16 protein-coding genes are annotated in these 17,559 nt (G+C 74.5%); 11 read left to right on the forward strand and 5 right to left on the reverse strand.

Features of this window, described 5'->3' with window-relative positions; all coding sequences use genetic code 11:
* Window positions 1-90: 90 nt before the first annotated feature.
* A complete protein-coding gene (locus tag FHX75_RS19530) occupies window positions 91-1,164 on the forward strand; it encodes an NAD-dependent epimerase/dehydratase family protein (RefSeq protein WP_154941704.1) in 1,074 nt (357 codons plus the stop codon).
* A 323-nt stretch (window positions 1,165-1,487) separates the two neighbouring features.
* The gene (locus tag FHX75_RS19535) at window positions 1,488-2,375 is read left to right on the forward strand and encodes a lysophospholipid acyltransferase family protein (protein ID WP_154942054.1); all 888 of its coding nucleotides are present in this window, start codon (window positions 1,488-1,490) and stop codon (window positions 2,373-2,375) included.
* A 120-nt stretch (window positions 2,376-2,495) separates the two neighbouring features.
* Here FHX75_RS19535 and FHX75_RS19540 read toward each other — a convergent pair whose 3' ends face one another.
* The 3 genes from FHX75_RS19540 to FHX75_RS19550 form a co-directional block, all read right to left on the reverse strand.
* On the reverse strand, window positions 2,496-3,371 hold the full coding sequence (locus FHX75_RS19540; RefSeq protein ID WP_154941706.1) for an HAD family hydrolase: 876 nt from the start codon (window positions 3,369-3,371) through the stop codon (window positions 2,496-2,498).
* 104 nt (window positions 3,372-3,475) lie between these two features.
* On the reverse strand, window positions 3,476-4,348 hold the full coding sequence (locus FHX75_RS19545; RefSeq protein WP_154941708.1) for a DUF5667 domain-containing protein: 873 nt from the start codon (window positions 4,346-4,348) through the stop codon (window positions 3,476-3,478).
* Between the two features lie 231 nt (window positions 4,349-4,579).
* The gene (locus FHX75_RS19550; RefSeq protein WP_154941710.1) at window positions 4,580-5,512 is read right to left on the reverse strand and encodes an ECF subfamily RNA polymerase sigma factor, BldN family; all 933 of its coding nucleotides are present in this window, start codon (window positions 5,510-5,512) and stop codon (window positions 4,580-4,582) included.
* A gap of 469 nt (window positions 5,513-5,981) precedes the next feature.
* Between FHX75_RS19550 and FHX75_RS19555 the strand changes: the two genes are divergently transcribed.
* From FHX75_RS19555 to FHX75_RS19565, 3 genes are read left to right on the forward strand one after another with little or no spacing between them, the layout of a single operon-like run.
* Window positions 5,982-7,595: an AMP-binding protein gene (locus tag FHX75_RS19555; RefSeq protein ID WP_154941711.1), complete on the forward strand. Its 1,614-nt coding sequence runs from the start codon at window positions 5,982-5,984 to the stop codon at window positions 7,593-7,595.
* Complete coding sequence (locus tag FHX75_RS19560) at window positions 7,585-7,839, forward strand: glutaredoxin family protein (protein ID WP_154941713.1); 255 nt, start codon at window positions 7,585-7,587, stop codon at window positions 7,837-7,839. Before FHX75_RS19555 ends, FHX75_RS19560 begins: the two co-directional genes overlap by 11 nt.
* Before the next feature lie 21 nt (window positions 7,840-7,860).
* Window positions 7,861-8,511 carry an HAD family hydrolase gene (locus tag FHX75_RS19565; RefSeq protein WP_154941714.1) on the forward strand — a complete coding sequence of 217 codons (651 nt, stop codon included), beginning with the start codon at window positions 7,861-7,863 and terminating at the stop codon, window positions 8,509-8,511.
* Between the two features lie 24 nt (window positions 8,512-8,535).
* Here FHX75_RS19565 and FHX75_RS19570 read toward each other — a convergent pair whose 3' ends face one another.
* Together FHX75_RS19570 and FHX75_RS19575 are read right to left on the reverse strand one after the other, a co-directional pair.
* Entirely contained in the window at window positions 8,536-9,189 is a 654-nt protein-coding gene (locus tag FHX75_RS19570) for a response regulator (RefSeq protein WP_088960141.1), read from the reverse strand.
* Between the two features lie 36 nt (window positions 9,190-9,225).
* Window positions 9,226-10,512, reverse strand: a complete 1,287-nt coding sequence (locus tag FHX75_RS19575) for a sensor histidine kinase (RefSeq protein WP_154941715.1) — start codon at window positions 10,510-10,512, stop codon at window positions 9,226-9,228.
* 431 nt (window positions 10,513-10,943) lie between these two features.
* Here FHX75_RS19575 and FHX75_RS19580 point away from each other — a divergent pair, with 431 nt between their 5' ends.
* The 6 genes from FHX75_RS19580 (at window position 10,944) to FHX75_RS19605 (ending at window position 17,550) form a co-directional block, all read left to right on the forward strand.
* Window positions 10,944-11,714, forward strand: coding sequence for a redox-sensing transcriptional repressor Rex (locus FHX75_RS19580; protein ID WP_154941716.1), 771 nt, complete (start codon window positions 10,944-10,946; stop codon window positions 11,712-11,714).
* Window positions 11,711-13,081, forward strand: coding sequence for a glutamyl-tRNA reductase (locus FHX75_RS19585; protein ID WP_154941717.1), 1,371 nt, complete (start codon window positions 11,711-11,713; stop codon window positions 13,079-13,081). The genes FHX75_RS19580 and FHX75_RS19585 overlap by 4 nt, the downstream gene beginning before the upstream one ends.
* A complete protein-coding gene (gene hemC / locus FHX75_RS19590; protein WP_154941718.1) occupies window positions 13,078-14,046 on the forward strand; it encodes a hydroxymethylbilane synthase in 969 nt (322 codons plus the stop codon). The genes FHX75_RS19585 and hemC overlap by 4 nt, the downstream gene beginning before the upstream one ends.
* On the forward strand, window positions 14,043-15,623 hold the full coding sequence (locus tag FHX75_RS19595) for a bifunctional uroporphyrinogen-III C-methyltransferase/uroporphyrinogen-III synthase (RefSeq protein ID WP_154941719.1): 1,581 nt from the start codon (window positions 14,043-14,045) through the stop codon (window positions 15,621-15,623). The genes hemC and FHX75_RS19595 overlap by 4 nt, the downstream gene beginning before the upstream one ends.
* A gap of 12 nt (window positions 15,624-15,635) precedes the next feature.
* Entirely contained in the window at window positions 15,636-16,619 is a 984-nt protein-coding gene (gene hemB / locus FHX75_RS19600) for a porphobilinogen synthase (protein WP_154941720.1), read from the forward strand.
* A gap of 430 nt (window positions 16,620-17,049) precedes the next feature.
* Window positions 17,050-17,550, forward strand: coding sequence for a helix-turn-helix domain-containing protein (locus tag FHX75_RS19605; protein WP_154941721.1), 501 nt, complete (start codon window positions 17,050-17,052; stop codon window positions 17,548-17,550).
* Window positions 17,551-17,559 lie beyond the last annotated feature (9 nt).

A 17,559-nucleotide genomic window follows, 5' to 3' on the forward strand; every position in this document is an offset into this window, starting at 1 on the left:
ACCACTTGCCAACTGTCGACCCTCGGAGGCTCAGGTGATCAGGCCGCGGACGTCCCGGCTCGGTCCCGTCTGCCGGTCAGGGCGTACGAGATGACCCCCGGTGGCACCTCAGGTGCTCCGGGGGTCGTCGTCGTGACCGGGGTCGGCCGCTATCTCGGCGCGCACGTCGCCGCCCGGCTCGCCGCCGACCCGCGCATCGAGCGGGTGATCGGCGTCGACCCGGCCACCCCCGGCCCCGAGTTCACCGACCTGCTCGACCGGGTCGAGCGGGTCCGGCTCGACCTCGGCTCGCTCGGCGGGCTCCTCGTCGACCTGGACGTCGACGCCGTGGTGCACCTCGCCCTGGTCAGCTCGCCCGACCCCCAGCACGGCGGCCGGGCGGCGATGAAGGAACAGAACGTCATCGGCACCATGCAGCTGCTCGCCGCCTGCCAGCGGGCGCCGCGACTGCGCAAGCTGGTGGTCCGCTCCTCCACGGCCGCGTACGGCGCGTCCTTCCGCGACCCGGCGGTCTTCACCGAGGAGACCGAGCCGCGCGAGGTGCCACGCGGCGGTTTCGGCCGCGACATCCTCGACATCGAGGGGTACGTCCGCGGCTTCCGCCGCCGCCGTCCCGACGTGACCGCGACCGTGCTGCGCTTCGCGCCGTTCATCGGCTCCACCGCCGACACCACGCTCACCCGCTATTTCTCCCAGCCGGTGGTGCCCACCGTCTTCGGGCGCGACCCGCGGTTGCAGTTCGTGCACTTCGACGACGCCCTGGAGGTGCTGCACCGGTCCATCGCCGAGGAGCACCCGGGCACCTACAACGTCGCCGGGCCGGGGGTGCTCTCGCTCTCCCAGGCGATCCGCCGGGCCGGTCGGGTCGCCGTGCCGGTGCTGGAGCCGGGCCTGTCCGGGGCCGCCGCGCTCGCCCGCAACCTCGGCTTCGGCCGTTACGGCCTCGACCAGGTCGACCTCTTCGTGCACGGCCGGGTGGTCGACACCAGCCGGCTGGAGCAGGAGTACGGCTTCACCCCGCGCTCCACCGCCGCCGCGTTCGAGGACTTCATCCGGGCGCACCACGGCGGCGTGGTGCTCACCCGGGACAGCCTGGCCACCGCCGAGCAACTGGTGCTGGAGAGCATCCGCCAGGTCCGGTCGGCCGTCCGGGAGCGCTCGTGAGCCGGTCCGAGGAGCGGCCCGACGGCCGGTACGACGTACCGCTGACCGTGGCCGGGCCGGACGTCCAGCCGGCGCGAAGCAACGGGCACCGGCGCGCCACGGCCGCCGCCGCCCCGGAGCCGGCGGCCCCGGCCGAGCCGGACACCTCCGCCACCGACGAGCCGGTCCCGTCCGCCCGGGCCGGCACGACCCCGTCCACCAACGACGAGCCGGACGCCGGGACCGACGAGCCCGGCACCGGAACCGACGAGCTGAACAGCGGGGCCGACGAGCCGGCGACCGGGGCGCGGGACCGGTCCACCCAGGGCGACGAGGCCGGGCGGATGACGGCGGACCCGCCGGCCGGGGCGGCGGTGCCGGACCGGCCGGGGGACCACTGGGACCGCAAGGTCGCCGCCGGCCTGGCCTTCCTGCGCCGACGGCTCTCCGGCGAGTACGAGGTCGACGAGTTCGGCTTCGACCCGGACCTGACCGACTCGGTCTTCCACCCGCTGCTGCGCCTGCTCTACCGGGACTGGTTCCGCACCGAGGTCACCGGCCTGGAGAACGTGCCGGCCGACGGGGCGGGCCTGGTCGTCGGCAACCACTCCGGCACGGTGGCCCTGGACGCGCTGATCCTCGCCACCGCCCTGCACGACCAGCATCCGGCGCGCCGCTACCTGCGGCTGCTCGGTGCCGACCTGGTGTTCCGGATGCCGGTGGTCTCCGAGATCGCCCGCAAGACCGGCGGTACGGTCGCCTGCAACCCGGACGCGGAGCGGCTGCTCGGCAACGGTGAACTGGTCGGCGTCTTCCCCGAGGGCTTCAAGGGCATCGGCAAGCTCTACTCCGACCGTTACAAGCTGCAACGCTTCGGTCGGGGCGGTTTCGTCTCGGCGGCGCTGCGTACCGGCACCCCGATCGTGCCGGTCGCCATCGTCGGCGGCGAGGAGATCTACCCGATGCTCGCCGACATCAAGCCGCTCGCCCGGCTGTTGAAGCTCCCGTACTTCCCGGTCACGCCGACGTTCCCGTGGCTCGGGCCGCTCGGCATGGTGCCGCTGCCGAGCAAGTGGCTGATCGAGTTCTGCCCGCCGATCCCGACGGCGCACCTCACCGACTCCGCCGACGACCCGCTGGTCGTGTTCAACCTCGCCGACCAGGTCCGCGAAACGATCCAGCACACCCTGCACAAACTCCTGGAACGCCGCCCCGACCCCTTCGGCCCCTGACCCACCCCCCCCCGGGGGGCCGTCGCCCCTCCTACCGAGGCGCACTTACAGAGAATGCGGGGCTATTCCTCAGCGAATAGCCACGCTTTGTCGGTAAGAGTGGGCGCTTCGTGGTGGGGGTCAGGGGGTGCGGCGGCGGCGGTGCAGGGCCAGGCCGGCGCTGACCGCGCCGGCGAGCAGCCCGGCCGCGGCGGTCGACGGTACGGCGATCTTGACCGCCCGTCGCCCGGTGCGGAAGTCCCGCACCTCCCAGCCCCGCTCGCGGGCCTGCCGCATCAGCGTCCCGTCCGGGTTGATCGCGACCGCCCGCCCGACGGCGGTGAGCATCGGCAGGTCGTTGGCCGAGTCGCTGTAGGCGGCGCAGCGCGTCAGGTCCAGCCCCTCGACCGCGGCGAGCTGGGCGACCGCCTCCGCCTTGGCCGGCCCGTGCATCAGGTCGCCGACCAGCCGCCCGGTGTACGCGCCGTCGACCACCTCGGCCACCGTGCCGACCGCACCGGTCAGGCCGAGCCGGGTGGCGATCACCCGGCCGATCTCCACCGGGGCGGCACTGACCAGCCACACCCGCTCGCCGGCGTCGAGGTGCCGCTGCGCGAGCCGGCGGGTACCGGCCCAGATGCGCGGGGCCATCAGCTCGTCGAAGATCTCCTCGGCGAGGCGCTCGATCTCGTCCACCCGCCAGCCCTCGATGAAGGCCAGGGCGGCCTCCTTGGCCTGCGACATGTCGACGGCGTTCTCGGTGGCCAGCAGCCGGAACCGGGCCTGCTGCCAGGCGAACCGGGCCAGGTCGCCGGTGGTGAAGTACTTGCGGGCGGCCAGCCCACGGGCGAACCAGTAGATCGAGGCGCCCTGCATCATCGTGTTGTCCACGTCGAAGAAGGCCGCGGCGGTGGGGTCCGGCTCGGCGGGGACGGGCCGGTCGAGCTCGGCGTCGGCCCAGCCGGCGGTGTGCCCGTGGACGTCGGTGCTGACCGTGACCTTGCGGGTGCGGGCCATCCGACCTCCCTCCGTACGACGACCGCTGCACCCCTGAGGGTAGTCGGGGGTCGGTTACGGGCGGGCGTCCGAAGGTGGAAGTGTGGCGTGAACGGCTCTGCCGCTCAGCGGTCGTTCGGGCAGGTCGCCGGGGCCGGGCCGAGCGCGTCGCTGCCGACCGGCGCGGGCAGGCCGCAGGCGATGGCGGCGCGCAGCGCGTCGGAGCGCTTCCGGATCGCGTCCAGCAGGGCCAGTGAACGGCGGGTCCGGTCCCGCTCGGCGCGGCTGGCCCCGTCGAGCAGGCCACCGACCGCCTTGCGCTGCCCGGACACGAAGGTGTTCACCACGTCCAGCCCGGCCGGGTCGGAGCGCTGGGCGGCGGCGGTGGTGAGCAGCCGTACGCCCTGGCGGGTGTCGGCGTCCATGTCGTCCAGCACCGCGCTGAACCCGGCCAGATCGCCGCGGAGCATGCCGGCCTCGTCCAGCCGGGTACGGGCGAAGTCGAGGAAGAGCTGGCCCCGGCTGAGGTCGGAGCTGGTCAGGGCGAGTTGGGCGCGTTCGGTGGAGCGCTTCATGCCGTACAGCGCGTCGCCGGGTACCGCGTCCTCGCTGGCGGCGGAGATGCCCGACACGGCGACGGCGCCGGCGGCGATGCCGACCAGGATGGCGCCCCGGGCGCGGATCTGGCGGGCGGTCACCGCGCCCAGCAGCGAGCCACGCGAAGCCGCCTCGGTCGTGCGGGCGGGTGTGGTCGCGGTCGCCGCGGCCATGCCCTCCCGCTCCGCGGTCGCCACCAGCATGGCCCGGAGCCCGGTGCGGAACTCCGCGTCCACCTCGACGTCCGGCCGCTCGGCGACGAGTCGCTGACCGACCGCCACCAGGGCGGTGAGCCGGTCGTCGGCGCGGGACCGGACATGGTGACGCCGGCCGCCGTTCGCCTCGTCGAGAAGCTGGGCGAAACGTGCGGCCCGACGACGGGAGAAGAGGTCACTGTCCACCGCAGGCACCCCCTCTCGCTGGTCACGGCCGGTCGGCCGCGGTGGTTCCCAGCGACCGGCGGCGGCGTACGCCGACGGACGAAGGTGTTGGCCGGCCGCGCTGCTCCGGACCGGGTGGTCCGGGGGCGCCGGGGCAACCACCGGTCGCACCCGGAGAAACGGTCCGCGACGGGCACGGGTTACGGGCCGGCCGCTGCCGAAATCACGAAGAGTGATCGTCGTCGCAGGGGCTCAGGGCTGGAAACCGTCCGGGAGCAGGCGGGCCAGGGCGCGGACGGCGCGATATTGCAGTGCCTTGATCGCGCCCTCGTTCTTGCCCATCGCGCGGGCCGTCTCGGCAACTGAGAAACCCTGGAGGAAGCGGAGCACGATGCACTCCTGCTGCTCCGGGTTGAGCTGCTTGACGGCGGTGAGCAGCGCGACGTTGGTGATGTGCTCGACCACCGCCGCCTCGGGGCTGCCCTCGGGGCCCCGGTCCTCCCGGTCGGCGTCGAGCACGTCGCCGGTGGTGACCTCCAGCCGGTAGCGGCCGGACTTGAAGTGGTCCGCCACCAGGTTGCGGGCGATGGTGACCAGCCAGGCGCCGAGGTCGCGGCCCTGCCAGGTGAAGCTGCCGATCCGCTTGAGGGCCCGCAGGAAGGTGTCCGAGGTGAGGTCCTCGGCCAACTGGCGGTTGCCGACCCGGAAGTAGACGAAGCGGAAGACGGTGTCGACGTACCGGTCGTAGATCAGGCCGAACGCCTCGGCCTCGCCGGCCTGCGCGCGCTCCACCAGCGCCCAGACCTCGGTCGCCGGGTCGGACGGGTCGGGCCGGCTCGGGAAGCCGGTCGCCGGCGTCGTGGTCGCCGGCACGGCGGGCAGCACGGCGGTGTCGGCGGCGGGCACGGCCGGCAGCACGGCGGTCTCGGCGCCGGACGGGTCGGTCACCGCCGGCGGCTCGCCGACCCGCCGGCTCTGCGCCGGCATGGTCGGGCGGGCCGGGGACGCGACCCGGCCACCGGCCGGTTTCGCGTTCCCACCGGGTACGGCGGGCCGGGCCGGGGCCTCGTTGTGCCGGTTGCGCCGATCGGAGCCGTGCCCCGGGTCCAACCGCTCGTTGGGCGACGTCCGGGGTGTCGGGCCGGTCAGGCCGGCGGGCCGCTCCGCGTAGCCGAAGGTGGTCACCGCGCCTCCCCGGTCCGCGCGCCGGCCGGCCGGGCGGTGCGGCGACGGGTCGCCACGGCGTCCGGTCCGCCTCGGGCGGGCAGGGTCGCACAGGGGTGTGCCGACGGGCGGCAGATCCCCCTGAGGTGCTGGTCCAATGCGCTCACAGGCACGGGGGCCTCCTCGGGCTGAGGGGTGTCGACTCACGGCAAATGGGGTGAGCCGACCCGAGTGATGATAGGGCCAACGTCACCCGCGCGTGGCAAGTCCGTTACACAGGGCCAAAGTATTTCCCGCCCCGTCGCACAGATGGCGGACCGGTTGTCCGTCGTGTGCGGTTGACTTTCACGTCGCGCCTTGATCCCGAGTGGAAAGTCCAGGTCGGAGCGGAAGTGAACCGCCTTCGGCGTGTCGGCGTGTCGCCGGACGGGCGGCGTGCCCCCGGCGCAAGCATGGTCCCTCGGGGGCTGCTGTGCCAGACTCAGCGACCGTGCAGGACGCCACCGACAGCTCCGCGCCCGACCTCGCCGACCGGCTCCGCCGGGCGGCCGCCGACCACGGCGACCGACCCGCGCTGCACTGGCGCGAGCAGACCCTGACCTGGTCCGAACTGGACGCCCGGGTGAGCGCCGTGGCCCGGGCCCTGGTCGCCGCCGGGCCGGCCGCGCCGACCGACCCGCCGGCGCGGGTGGCGATCGCGTTGCCGAACACGCCGGACTTCGTGGTCGCCTACCTCGCCACGCTGCGCGCCGGGCTGGTCGCGGTGCCGGTCAACCCCGGCCTCACCGCCCGCGAGCTGCGGCACGTGCTCGCCGACTCCGGCGCGACGCTGCTCTGCGGCACCGAGGCCGTCCGGGACCGGGTGGCCGGTCTCGAGCTGCCGGCGCTCACCGCCGTGCACACCACCCTGCCCGAGGAGGCGGGGGAGCCGCCGGCGCGACCGGGCGGCGACCTCGCGGTGCTGCTCTACACCTCCGGCACCGAGGGGCAGCCCAAGGGCGCGATGCTGCCGCACCGGGCGCTGGCCGCCAACCAGGACCAGGTGGGCCGGATCTCCCCGCCGGTGGTCGGGCCCGAGGACACCGTGCTGCTCGCGCTGCCGCTGTTCCACGCGTACGGGTTGAACACGGGGCTGGGCGCGGTGATCCACCACGGCGCGACCGGGGTGCTGGTCGACGAGCTCGGCCCCGGCTGCGCGCTCGACGAGATCGCCCGGCACCGGGTCAGCGTGCTGGTCGGCGTACCGTCGATGTTCCTGGCCTGGTCCACGGCGGACGCCGACGCGGTCGTCGCGGCGATGGCGTCGGTGCGGGTCGCGGTCTGCGGCGCGGCGCCGCTGGACCCGGCCGCTGCGGCGCGCTTCACCGAGGTCACCGGGCATCCGGTGCACGTCGGGTACGGCCTGACCGAGACCGCGCCGGTGCTCACCACCACCCTGGTCGGCGGCGAGCCGAAACCCGGCTCGATCGGCCGGCCGCTGCCCGGCGTCGAGCTGCGCCTGGTCGGTGCCGACGGGACCGACCTGTGGCGCGACGGCGTCGCCGAGCCGGACGACGACCCCGACGACGACCCGTGGCTCGCCGACTCCTCGCCCGGCACCGACCCCGGCCAGATCGTGGTCCGCGGGGCGAATCTGTTCGCCGGCTACTGGCCGGACGGCCGGGGCGGCCCGGACGCGGACGGCTGGTGGGCCACCGGCGACGTCGCCTACGCCGACGACGACTCCGACCTGTTCCTGGTCGACCGGTTGGGCGAGCTGATCCTGGTCAACGGCTTCAACGTCTACCCGCGCGAGGTCGAGCTGGTGCTCGAGGCGCACCCGGGGGTGGTCGGCTCGGCCGTCCTGGGTGTGCCGCACCCGCGTACGGGTGAGACTGTGCGGGCGTACGTGGTGCCGGCGCCGGGGCGTCCGGTCACCGGCGAGGAGCTGCTCGCCCACTGCGCGCGTAACCTGGCCCGGTTCAAGTGCCCGACCGCCGTCGAGTTCGTCGACGAACTGCCGTACTCGGTGATCGGGAAGGTACGCAAGACCCAGCTGCGGTCGGCGCCGTCCCCGGCGACGCCGCCCCGGCCCCGACGCACGGAGGTCCCCGATGTCCAGTGACGCCCGGCTCACCCTGATCACCCGGCCCGGCTGCCACCTCTGCGAGGACGCCAAGGCCGCGCTGGACCGGGTGGTGGCGGTCACCGGCGACAAGTGGGTGGAGAAGGACGTCACCGGCGACGTCGAGGCGGAGCGGGACTACGGGGACCGGCTGCCGGTGGTGCTGCTCGACGGCAAGGAGCACGGCTACTGGCGGGTCGAGGAGGATCGGCTGCTGCGGGACCTGACCACGCCGCAGCTCTGAGGGGGCCCTTAGGCTGCTGCGATGACCCCTGCGCGCGACCACCTGGTGTGGGACTGGAACGGCACCCTGCTCAACGACCTCAGCCTGGTGGTGCAGGCCACCAACGTGGCCTTCGCCAGCGCCGGCGGCCCGTCGGTGACCGTCGACGAGCACCGGGTGCGGTTCCGCCGGCCGATCGTCGACTACTACGCCGAGATGCTGGGGCGGGCGATCGACGCGGAGGCGTTCGGCGCGCTCGACCGGATCTTCCACGACGCGTACCGGGCCGGGCTGACCAGCTGCGCGCTGGCCGACGACGCGCTGGCGGCGATCGCCGCCTGGCCGGGCAGCCAGTCGCTGCTGTCGATGTGGTTCCACGACGAGCTGGTGCCGACCGTGCACACCTACGGCCTGACCCCGCACTTCGCCCGGGTGGACGGGCTGCGCGCCACGGTCGGCGGCGGCCACAAGGCGGAGTGGCTGGAGAAGCACCTGGCCGAGCTGGGCCTGGCCGGCGAGTCGGTGGTGCTGATCGGCGACTCGGTCGACGACGCGCACGCCGCCGAGAGCGTCGGCGCCCGCTGCGTCCTCTACACCGGCGGCCTCTCCGACCCCGCCGCCCTGCGCGCCACCCCCCACCCCACGGCCGACACCCTCACCGAAGCGGTGACCCTGGCCACCCGTCTCCCCTGATTCCTGGCCCCCGCCGCCGCGGGGTCAGGCGCGGAGGTGGGCGAGGACGGCCAGGACCCGGCGGTGGTGGTCGGTGTCCGGGGGCAGGTGGAGCTTGGTGAAGATGTTGCGGACGTGCTTCTCCACCGCGCCGTCCGTGACCACCAGGGATTTCGCGATGGCGGCGTTGGAACGGCCCTCGGCCATCAGCGCCAGCACCTCCCGCTCGCGCGGGGTCAGCTCGCCCAGCGGGTCGTCCCGGCGGCGTCGGACCAGCAGCTGGCCGACCACCTCCGGGTCGAGCACGGTGCCGCCGGCGGCCACCCGGGCCAGCGCGTCGAGGAACTCGTCGATCGCGGCCACCCGCTCCTTGAGCAGGTAGCCGATCCCGCCGCCGCCCCCGCCCGCGGTGGACAGCAGGTCGTCGGCGTACGACACCTCGACGTACTGGGAGAGCACCAGGATCGGCGTACGGGGGACCAGCTCGCGGGCCCGGACGGCCGCGCGCAGCCCCTCGTCGGTGTGGGTGGGCGGCATCCGCACGTCGACGATCGAGACGTCCGGCCGGTGCGCCACCACCGCCTCCACCAAGGCCTCACCGTCCCCGACGGCGGCCACCACTTCGTGTCCCTGCTCGGTGAGCAGCCGGACCAGGCCCTCGCGGAGCAGTACGGCGTCGTCGGCGATCAGTACTCGCATGTCGCGGTGTCTACCACGTCCGGGCGGGTGCCGGGGTCACAGCGGCAGCACGGCCCGCACGACGGTCGGGCCGCCGACCGGGCTGTCCACCCGGAGCACGCCGCCGGCGGCGCGTACCCGGTCGGCGATGCCGGCGAGTCCGTGCCCCTTCGCCACGTGCGCACCACCGGCCCCGTCGTCACTGACGGTGACGTCGAGCTGGTCGTCGTGGCGCTGCACGGTCACCGCGCAGCCGGTCGCGCCGCTGTGCTTGGCCACGTTGGTCAGCGCCTCGGCGACCACGAAGTAGGCGGTGCTCTCCACCAGCGGGTCGAGCCGGCCCTTCGGGTTGCCCAGCCGGTCGTCGAGGGTCAGGTCGACCGGCACCAGGCTGCGACCGGCCAGGGCGGCCACCGCGCTGGGCAGGCCCCGGTCGACCAGCACCGGCGGCGCGATGCCCCGGGAGAGCGCGCGCAGCTCGGCCAGGGTGTCCCGGGTTTGGGCGATCGCCTCGTCCAGGGTCCGGGCGGCGGCCTGCGGGTCGGTGGCGAGCTGCTGCCGGGCCCGGCTCAGGTCCATCGCCAGCCGGACCAGTCGCTGCTGGGGGCCGTCGTGGATGTCCCGTTCCAGCCGGCGCAGGGCCGCCGCCTCGGCCGACACCGCCGCCCGCTTCTGCTCCTCCAGCACGGTGATCCGGTCGCGCATCTCGGCCACGCCGGTGAGCAGGCCGCGCGCGAAGCCGGCCTGGAGCAGCGCGCAGCCGCGGACCACGATCGGCAGGGTGAGCAGGAAGATCAGGCCGATCGCGGTGTTCAGGCCGATCCGGGCCACCGGTCCGTCGCCGAGGCCGAGCAGGTCGGCCAGGCTGCGGTCGCCCGGGCCGTAGGGGAGGGCCCAGTCGTACGCGGGGTAGAGGGTGCCGGCGAGCGCGACGACCCACCAGGCGACGGTGATGGCGAACGTGACGACCGCCACCACCGACCGGGCGATGCCGTGCGCCAGGTCGAGCCAGGACTGCCCGTCCCGGATCGGGGTGAAGATCCGTCGCCAGGGGCCGGCCGCCGGTGGCGGGGTCAGGTAGCGGGGGCGGATCCGGGGCATCCGGAGCACCGTGGGCAGCCGCAGCCGCTCCACGTCGGCCAGGCCGCGCGCGGTGTAGAGCGTGCCGGTCATGATCGGCACGCCCACCACCAGCACCGCCAGCCCGACGCCGAGCGCGAGGCCGGCCGTCAGCACCACCAGGCCGAACAGCGCCAGGGGGAGGCCGAGCAGGACGTACCCGGTGTCGCGCATCAGCTGGCGGCTCACGCTCGGTACCTGCGTGACCGCGGTGGCGGTGGTCATGCTCCGAGGCTAGGGACGCCGGGCCCGGAATGCCCATCCGGCGGGCTGCCCCGTTCGGGGTCGGGTTGGCCCTACCCCGGTCGGCACCGCACGCCGGGCCCGGCCGGCGCGCCGGGTGAAACCGGCTCCGGCGCTGGTGAGGGGTACGCCACGGGCCCGCCGCGCCTTGTGTGATTGGTCAGAGAAGTCGGGATTGAGCAATAATCGCCGAGCGGCGCCGGCCAAGGCCGCCGGATCGATCTTGCGGAATGGAGGGCCTGGTGGAGGGGCGTCGCGAGTCAGCAAGATCGCGATTTGTGCACGTCTTCACAAGCGCCTACTCTGTAGTTCCGACGCGCCCCGCTAGCACGGCCGGCACTCTCGGCCGCGAGCGGGGGTCCCGAAACGGCCGGGCACCGGAGCTGGCCGAGGATCGCACCGCACGGAGTCTCATGAGTCAGCACCGTCACCCTGGCGCGCCCGGCCGCGCCGGTGCCGTACCGGCGCTCCCGGATCTTCCGGAGGCGACCGTCGCGCGGCTCCCCGAGTACCTCCGCGCGCTGCACAACCTCGCCGACAGCGGTCACGAGACCGTCTCCAGCGAGGGGCTGGCCAGCGCCGCCGGGGTCAACTCGGCCAAGCTCCGCAAGGACCTCTCCCACCTCGGCTCGTACGGCACCCGGGGCGTGGGCTACGACGTCACGCTGCTGATCGAGCAGATCGAGTACGTGCTCGGGCTCACCCAGTGCCGGGCCGTCGCCCTGGTCGGAGTGGGTAATCTCGGTCACGCTCTGGCCGGCTACGACGGCTTCGCCAGCCGGGGCTTCCGGATCGCCGCGCTCTTCGACGCGGACCCGTCCCGGGTCGGCGAGGTGATCAACGGCCTGGTCGTGCAGCACGTCGACGACCTCGCCCGGGTGGCCGCCGAGGAGTTGATCTCGATCGGCGTGATCGCCACCCCGGCCTCGGCCGCCCAGCCGGTCGCCGACCAGCTCGTCGCCGTCGGCGTGACGAGCATCCTGAACTTCGCGCCGTGCGTACTCTCGGTGCCGGAGGGGGTCGACGTGCGCAAGGTCGACCTCGCCATCGAGCTGCAGATCCTGTCCTTCCACGAGCACCGCAAGGCGTCGCTGACCGCGCTCCCCGCCACCGGCGGGTCCGCCCTCACCGCTCTGCCCGGCGGGCTCGCGGCCACCGATACCCAGGAGGCGATCGGCACGTGAAACTGCTCGTCGTCGGCGCGTCCTACCGCACCGCCCCCGTCGCCACCCTGGAACAGCTGGCGGTCGCCCCCGCCGACCTCACCCGCACGCTGGACCGCCTGATCGCCCAGCCGTACGTCGCCGAGGCGGTGCTGGTCTCCACCTGCAACCGGGTGGAGGTCTACGCCGCCGTGTCCGGTTTCCACGGCGGTCTCGGCGACATCTGCGCCGTCCTCGCCGACCAGGCCGGCGCCCCGCCGGCGGCGCTGGCCAGCCACCTCTACGTGCACTACGACGCCGCCGCGGTCGACCACGTCTTCCGGGTCGCCGCCGGGCTGGACTCGATGGTGGTCGGCGAGGCGCAGATCCTCGGCCAGCTGCGCGACGCGTACCACTGGGCCACCGGGGCCGACTCGGCCGGGCGGCTGCTGCACGAGCTGATGCAGCAGGCGCTGCGGGTGGGCAAGCGGGCGCACGCCGAGACGAACATCGACCGCGCCGGGCAGAGCGTGGTCACCGCCGCGCTGGACCTGGCCGCCGATCACCTCGACGGCGAGCTCTCCGGCCGCCCCGCCATGGTGGTCGGCGCGGGCGCGATGGGCGCGCTGGGCGTGGCGACGCTGTCCCGGCTGGGCGCCGGGCCGCTCACCGTCACCAACCGGGGGGCCGACCGGGCGGTACGCCTGGCCGAGTCGTACGGGGCGAACGCCGTGCCGATGGCCGAGCTCGTCGACGCGCTCTCCACAGTGGACATCGTAGTGGCCGCCACCGCGGCCACCGAACCGGTCCTCACCCTCGACCGGGTCACCCGGGCGCTGGCCGGCCGCGACGCGGAGCGGGGCCCGCTGGTCCTGCTCGACCTGGCCGTGCCGCGCGACGTCGAGCCCGGGGTGGCCGACCTGCCCGGCGTCGAGGTGATCGACATCGACCGGATGGCCGCGCTCCTCGCCGACGGGCCCGCCGCCGCCGACGCCGCCGAGGTCGCCCGGATCGTCGCGGGCGAGGTCGAGTCGTTCCTGAGCTGGCTGCGCGGGGCCGACGTGGCGCCCACCGTGGCCGCGCTGCGGGGCCGCGCCGACGACGTGGTCACCGCCGAGCTGCGCCGGCTCGCCCAGCGCCGCCCCGACCTCGACGACGACCAGCGCGCCGAGGTCGCCCGGACGGTGCACCGGGTGGTGCAGCGGCTGCTGCACCAGCCCACCGTGCGGGTCCGCCAGCTCGCCGCCGAGCCCGGCGGCGACCAGTACGCCGCCCTGCTGCGGGAGCTGTTCGACCTCCAGGTGCCGCAGACCTCGCCGGTCGACACCGTTCCCGACGTCGTCGAGAACGCCGACGGCCGGCCTTCCTTCGACGTCGTCGACGTCCCGCCCACCGGAGGTGAGCGATGAGCACGCCCCTGCGCCTCGGTACCCGGGGCAGCGCCCTGGCGATGGCCCAGTCCGGCCACGTCGCCGAGGCCCTGACCGCGGCCACCGGCCGCGAGGTCGAGCTGGTCGAGGTGGTCACCGCCGGTGACCGCTCGTCGGCCCCGGTGCACCGGCTCGGCGTCGGCGTCTTCGTCTCCGCGCTGCGCGACGCGCTGACCGCCGGCACCATCGACCTCGCGGTGCACTCGTACAAGGACCTACCCACCGCCGCGGCGGCCGGGCTGCACATCGCGGCGGTGCCGCCCCGGCAGGACCCGCGCGACGCGCTGGTCGCCACGGGCGGTCGTACCCTCGCCGAGCTGCCGCCGGGCGCCGTGGTCGGCACCGGCGCGCTGCGCCGGATCGCCCAGCTGCACGCCCTCGGGTTGCAGCTGGAGGTCACCCCGATGCGGGGCAACGTGGACAGCCGCCTGCGGCGGGTGCTCGGCCCGGAGGCCGACCTCGACGCCGTCGTCCTGGCCCGGGCCGGCCTGGCCCGGCTGGGCCGGACCGACGTGATCACCGAAACGCTCGACCCGATGCTGATGCTGCCCGCGCCCGCCCAAGGCGCGCTGGCGGTGGAGTGCCGGGCCGACGACCACGACCTGGTCGAGCTGCTCGCGGTGCTCGACCACGCACCGTCCCGGGCCGCGGTCACCGCGGAACGGGCGTTGCTGGCCACCCTGGAGGCCGGATGCTCCGCTCCGGTCGCCGCCTACGCCGAACTCGCCGAGGGCGACGCCGGTGATGAGATCTACCTGCGCGGGGCGGTGATCAGCCCGGACGGTACCCGAGACCTCCGGCTGTCCCGCACCGGTACGCCCGCCGACGCGGCGGAGATCGGCAAGGCACTCGCCGCCGAACTCCTCGAACTCGGCGCCGACTCGATCCTCGGCCACGAAGGACACACCGGCCCGGGGACCCAGCAATTTGGGAGCACAGAATGACCCGCACCCGTAAGCCCGTAGGCCGGATCGCGTTCGTCGGGGCCGGCCCCGGCGACCCGGGCCTGCTGACCCGCCGGGCGCACGACGCCCTGGTCGACGCCGACCAGGTGGTGTACGACCGGGGGGTCCCCGAGTCGCTGCTCGACGCCGTCCGCGCCCAGGCCAGGTCCGACGCCCAGTTCACGCCCGCCGAGGGTGCGCCGGGCGACGTGGCCAAGGTGCTCATCTCCGCCGCCCGGTCCGGGCTGAACGCGGTGCACCTGGTCGCCGGTGACCCGTTCGGCCACGACTCGGTGGTCAAGGAGGTGCAGGCGGTGGCGCGTACCGCCGCGCACTTCGAGGTGGTCCCGGGGGTCGGCCAGGCCGAGGGTGTCGCCACGTACGCCGGTGTTCCGCTGCCGGGCGTGCGCACCGCCGCCGACGTCGAGGACGTCAGCACGCTGGACTTCGACGCGCTGGCCGCGGCCGTCGGCCGGGGCTCGCTGGCCCTCGCGGTCGACGCGGGCGACCTCGCCGCCATCCGGGACGGCCTGCTGGCCGCCGGGGTGGACGGCACCACCGGCGTCGGGGTGACCGGCGACGGCACCGGCGAGACGCAGTACACCACCACGTCGACCGTCGACTCCTTCGTCGCGGCGGCGCTCGGCTTCACCGGCCGGGTCGTGCTCACCGTCGGTGAGGGCGTCGCCCAGCGCGACAAGCTGAGCTGGTGGGAGAACCGCCCGCTGTACGGCTGGAAGGTGCTGGTGCCCCGCACCAAGGAGCAGGCCGGTGCGATGAGCGCCCGGCTGCGCGCGTACGGGGCGATCCCGTGCGAGGTGCCGACCATCGCGGTCGAGCCGCCGCGCACCCCCGCCCAGATGGAGCGGGCGGTCAAGGGCCTGGTCGACGGCCGGTACGCCTGGGTGATCTTCACCTCGGTCAACGCCGTCCGGGCGGTCTGGGAGAAGTTCGCCGAGCACGGCCTGGACGCCCGCCACTTCGGCGGCGTCAAGATCGCCTGCATCGGCGAGGCGACCGCCGACGCGGTGCGCGCCTTCGGCATCCAGCCGGAGCTGATCCCGTCCGGGGAGCAGTCCTCCGAGGGGCTGCTGGCCGAGTTCTCGCCGCACGACGAGATCCTCGACCCGGTGGGCCGGGTGCTGCTGCCGCGCGCCGACATCGCCACCGAGACGCTCGCCGCCGGGCTCACCGAGCGCGGCTGGGAGGTCGACGACGTGACCGCGTACCGGACCGTCCGGGCCGCCCCGCCGCCCGCCGAGATCCGGGACGCGATCAAGTCCGGCGGGTTCGACGCGGTGCTCTTCACCTCGTCCTCCACCGTCCGGAACCTGGTCGGTATCGCCGGGAAGCCGCACGCGCGTACCGTTGTTGCAGTCATCGGGCCCAAGACGGCGGAGACGGCGACGGAGTTCGGCCTGCGGGTCGACGTGCAGCCTGCGCACGCCTCGGTGCCCGACCTGGTGGAGGCGCTCGCCGCCTACGCCGTCGAGTTGCGCGAGAAGCTGGCCGCCATGCCGGCCAAGCAGCGCCGCGGCTCGAAGGTGCAGGGGCCGACCGCTCTGAGGTTCCGCTGACAGGAGGCTGTCGTGCCGTACCCCGAGATCCGGCCCCGCCGGCTGCGCCGTAACGCGGCCGTGCGGCGGCTGGTCTCCGAGACCCGCGTCGACCCGGCCGAACTGGTCGTGCCGATGTTCGTCAAGGAGGGGCTGACCGAGCCACGGGCCATCGCGTCGCTCCCGGGAGTGCTCCAGCACTCCCGGGACTCGCTGCGCAAGGCCGCCGTCGAGGCGGTCCAGGCCGGGGTGGGCGGGATCATGCTCTTCGGGGTGCCGGCGTCGCGGGACGCGACCGGCTCCGGCGGCATCGACCCGGACGGCATCCTCAACGTCGCCATCCGGGACATCGTCTCCGAGGTGGGCGACGCCACCGTGGTGATGAGCGACCTCTGCCTGGACGAGTTCACCTCGCACGGGCACTGCGGGCTGCTCACCCCGGACGGCGGCGTCGACAACGACGCCACCCTGGCTGCGTACGCCGAGATGGCGGTGGCCCAGGCCGCCGCCGGGGTCGGCGTGGTCGGGCCGTCCGGAATGATGGACGGCCAGGTCGGCGTGGTCCGCCGGGCCCTCGACGCCGCCGGTCACCAGGACGTCGCGGTGCTGGCGTACGCGGTGAAGTACGCCTCGGCCTTCTACGGTCCGTTCCGCGACGCCGTCGAGTCGGCGCTGGAGGGCGACCGCCGCACCTACCAGCAGGACCCGGCCAACCTGCGGGAGTCGCTGCGCGAGGTCGAGCTGGACGTCGCCGAGGGCGCCGACATGGTGATGGTCAAGCCGGCGCTGCCCTACCTCGACGTGGTCGCGGCGGTCCGGGCCGCGGTGGACGTCCCGGTCGCCGCCTACCAGGTCTCCGGCGAGTACGCGATGGTCGAGGCGGCCGCCGCGAACGGCTGGATCGACCGGGAGCGGGTGATCCTGGAGACACTCACCTCGATCCGCCGGGCCGGCGCGCAGATCATCCTCACCTACTGGGCGGTCGAGGCCGCCCAGCTGCTCCGCCAGCGCTACTGAGCGCCGGCGCGGGCGCCGAGCCCGCGACGGTGAACCCGGCCAACCGGTAGCCCCGCCGGCGGCTGCCGCCGGCCGCTGTCCTGTCGCGTAAGTGGTGGTGTGCCTACCTGTGGCGTCGGCGGCCCCTCGCCTGCGGCGGTAGTCAGCGCCCCTGCCTGTGGCGTAGTCGGCCCCTGCCCGTGGCGCACGCCCTGTACTCGGCCGCTGCCGCCACCTCCCTGTCCCGCACGCTTTGCTCTGCTGCCGCCCCCGCAACGGTGGAGCGCTTCCAGTGTTGCCGTCGGGGCAGCAGAGCAAAGCGTCCGAGGGGGGTGGTCGGTGGATCCGGGCGGCCGGCCAGTGCGTCAGCCTCCACCACAGCGGCACGGGTTTTCCACAGCCCCGTCCACAGGGATTGCTGCCGGTGGAGGGCGGCCGGCAGGGTGCCGGCATGGCTTCCGCGCTCGACCCGCCGCCCACCGGCCCCACCGTCGGCCAGTTTCCGATCGCCGGGCTGGTCCGCAAGGCCAGACGCATCGCCGGCCTGGGGCAGCGCCAGATGGCCCGGTTCGCGAGGGTCGCCCCGTCGACGGTGGGCCGAGTGGAGACGGGGGAGATGACTCCCAGTCTCGCGGTGCTGGAACGGCTGCTCGGCGCGGCGGGCCTCTACCTCGCCGTGGTCGACCCTGACGGCCGGGTCATCCAGCCGATGGCGGACTGGGACGACACCCGCGACGGCGCGGGGCGTCGATACCCCTCCCACCTGGACACCATCCTCGACCCCGAGCCGGGGGAGTGGTGGGGCGACATCTACGGCCTGGCCCGGCCGCCGGAGACCTTCCACCGCTGCCCGATCGACCGGGAGGCCCGCCGGCGCCGCAGCCAATGGGAGGTGCGAGTGGCGCAACACCGCCACCTGCCGCCGCCGAAGGACATGCGGGAGCGGTACTGAGACGGCCCG

Origin of the sequence: Micromonospora palomenae, assembly GCF_007829925.1 — a bacterium.
Lineage (GTDB): Bacteria > Actinomycetota > Actinomycetes > Mycobacteriales > Micromonosporaceae > Micromonospora > Micromonospora purpureochromogenes.

What these genes read in the sequence shown, in the direction of transcription:
- hemC (WP_154941718.1), top strand. Translation starts at nt 13,078, where the DNA reads ATGAGCACGCCCCTGCGCCTCGGTACCCGGGGCAGCGCCCTGGCGATG.
- FHX75_RS19560 (WP_154941713.1), top strand. Translation starts at nt 7,585, where the DNA reads ATGTCCAGTGACGCCCGGCTCACCCTGATCACCCGGCCCGGCTGCCAC.
- FHX75_RS19540 (WP_154941706.1), bottom strand. Translation starts at nt 3,371, where the DNA reads ATGGCCCGCACCCGCAAGGTCACGGTCAGCACCGACGTCCACGGGCAC.
- FHX75_RS19595 (WP_154941719.1), top strand. Translation starts at nt 14,043, where the DNA reads ATGACCCGCACCCGTAAGCCCGTAGGCCGGATCGCGTTCGTCGGGGCC.
- FHX75_RS19530 (WP_154941704.1), top strand. Translation starts at nt 91, where the DNA reads ATGACCCCCGGTGGCACCTCAGGTGCTCCGGGGGTCGTCGTCGTGACC.
- FHX75_RS19580 (WP_154941716.1), top strand. Translation starts at nt 10,944, where the DNA reads ATGAGTCAGCACCGTCACCCTGGCGCGCCCGGCCGCGCCGGTGCCGTA.
- FHX75_RS19570 (WP_088960141.1), bottom strand. Translation starts at nt 9,189, where the DNA reads ATGCGAGTACTGATCGCCGACGACGCCGTACTGCTCCGCGAGGGCCTG.
- FHX75_RS19605 (WP_154941721.1), top strand. Translation starts at nt 17,050, where the DNA reads ATGGCTTCCGCGCTCGACCCGCCGCCCACCGGCCCCACCGTCGGCCAG.
- FHX75_RS19565 (WP_154941714.1), top strand. Translation starts at nt 7,861, where the DNA reads ATGACCCCTGCGCGCGACCACCTGGTGTGGGACTGGAACGGCACCCTG.
- FHX75_RS19575 (WP_154941715.1), bottom strand. Translation starts at nt 10,512, where the DNA reads ATGACCACCGCCACCGCGGTCACGCAGGTACCGAGCGTGAGCCGCCAG.
- FHX75_RS19535 (WP_154942054.1), top strand. Translation starts at nt 1,488, where the DNA reads ATGACGGCGGACCCGCCGGCCGGGGCGGCGGTGCCGGACCGGCCGGGG.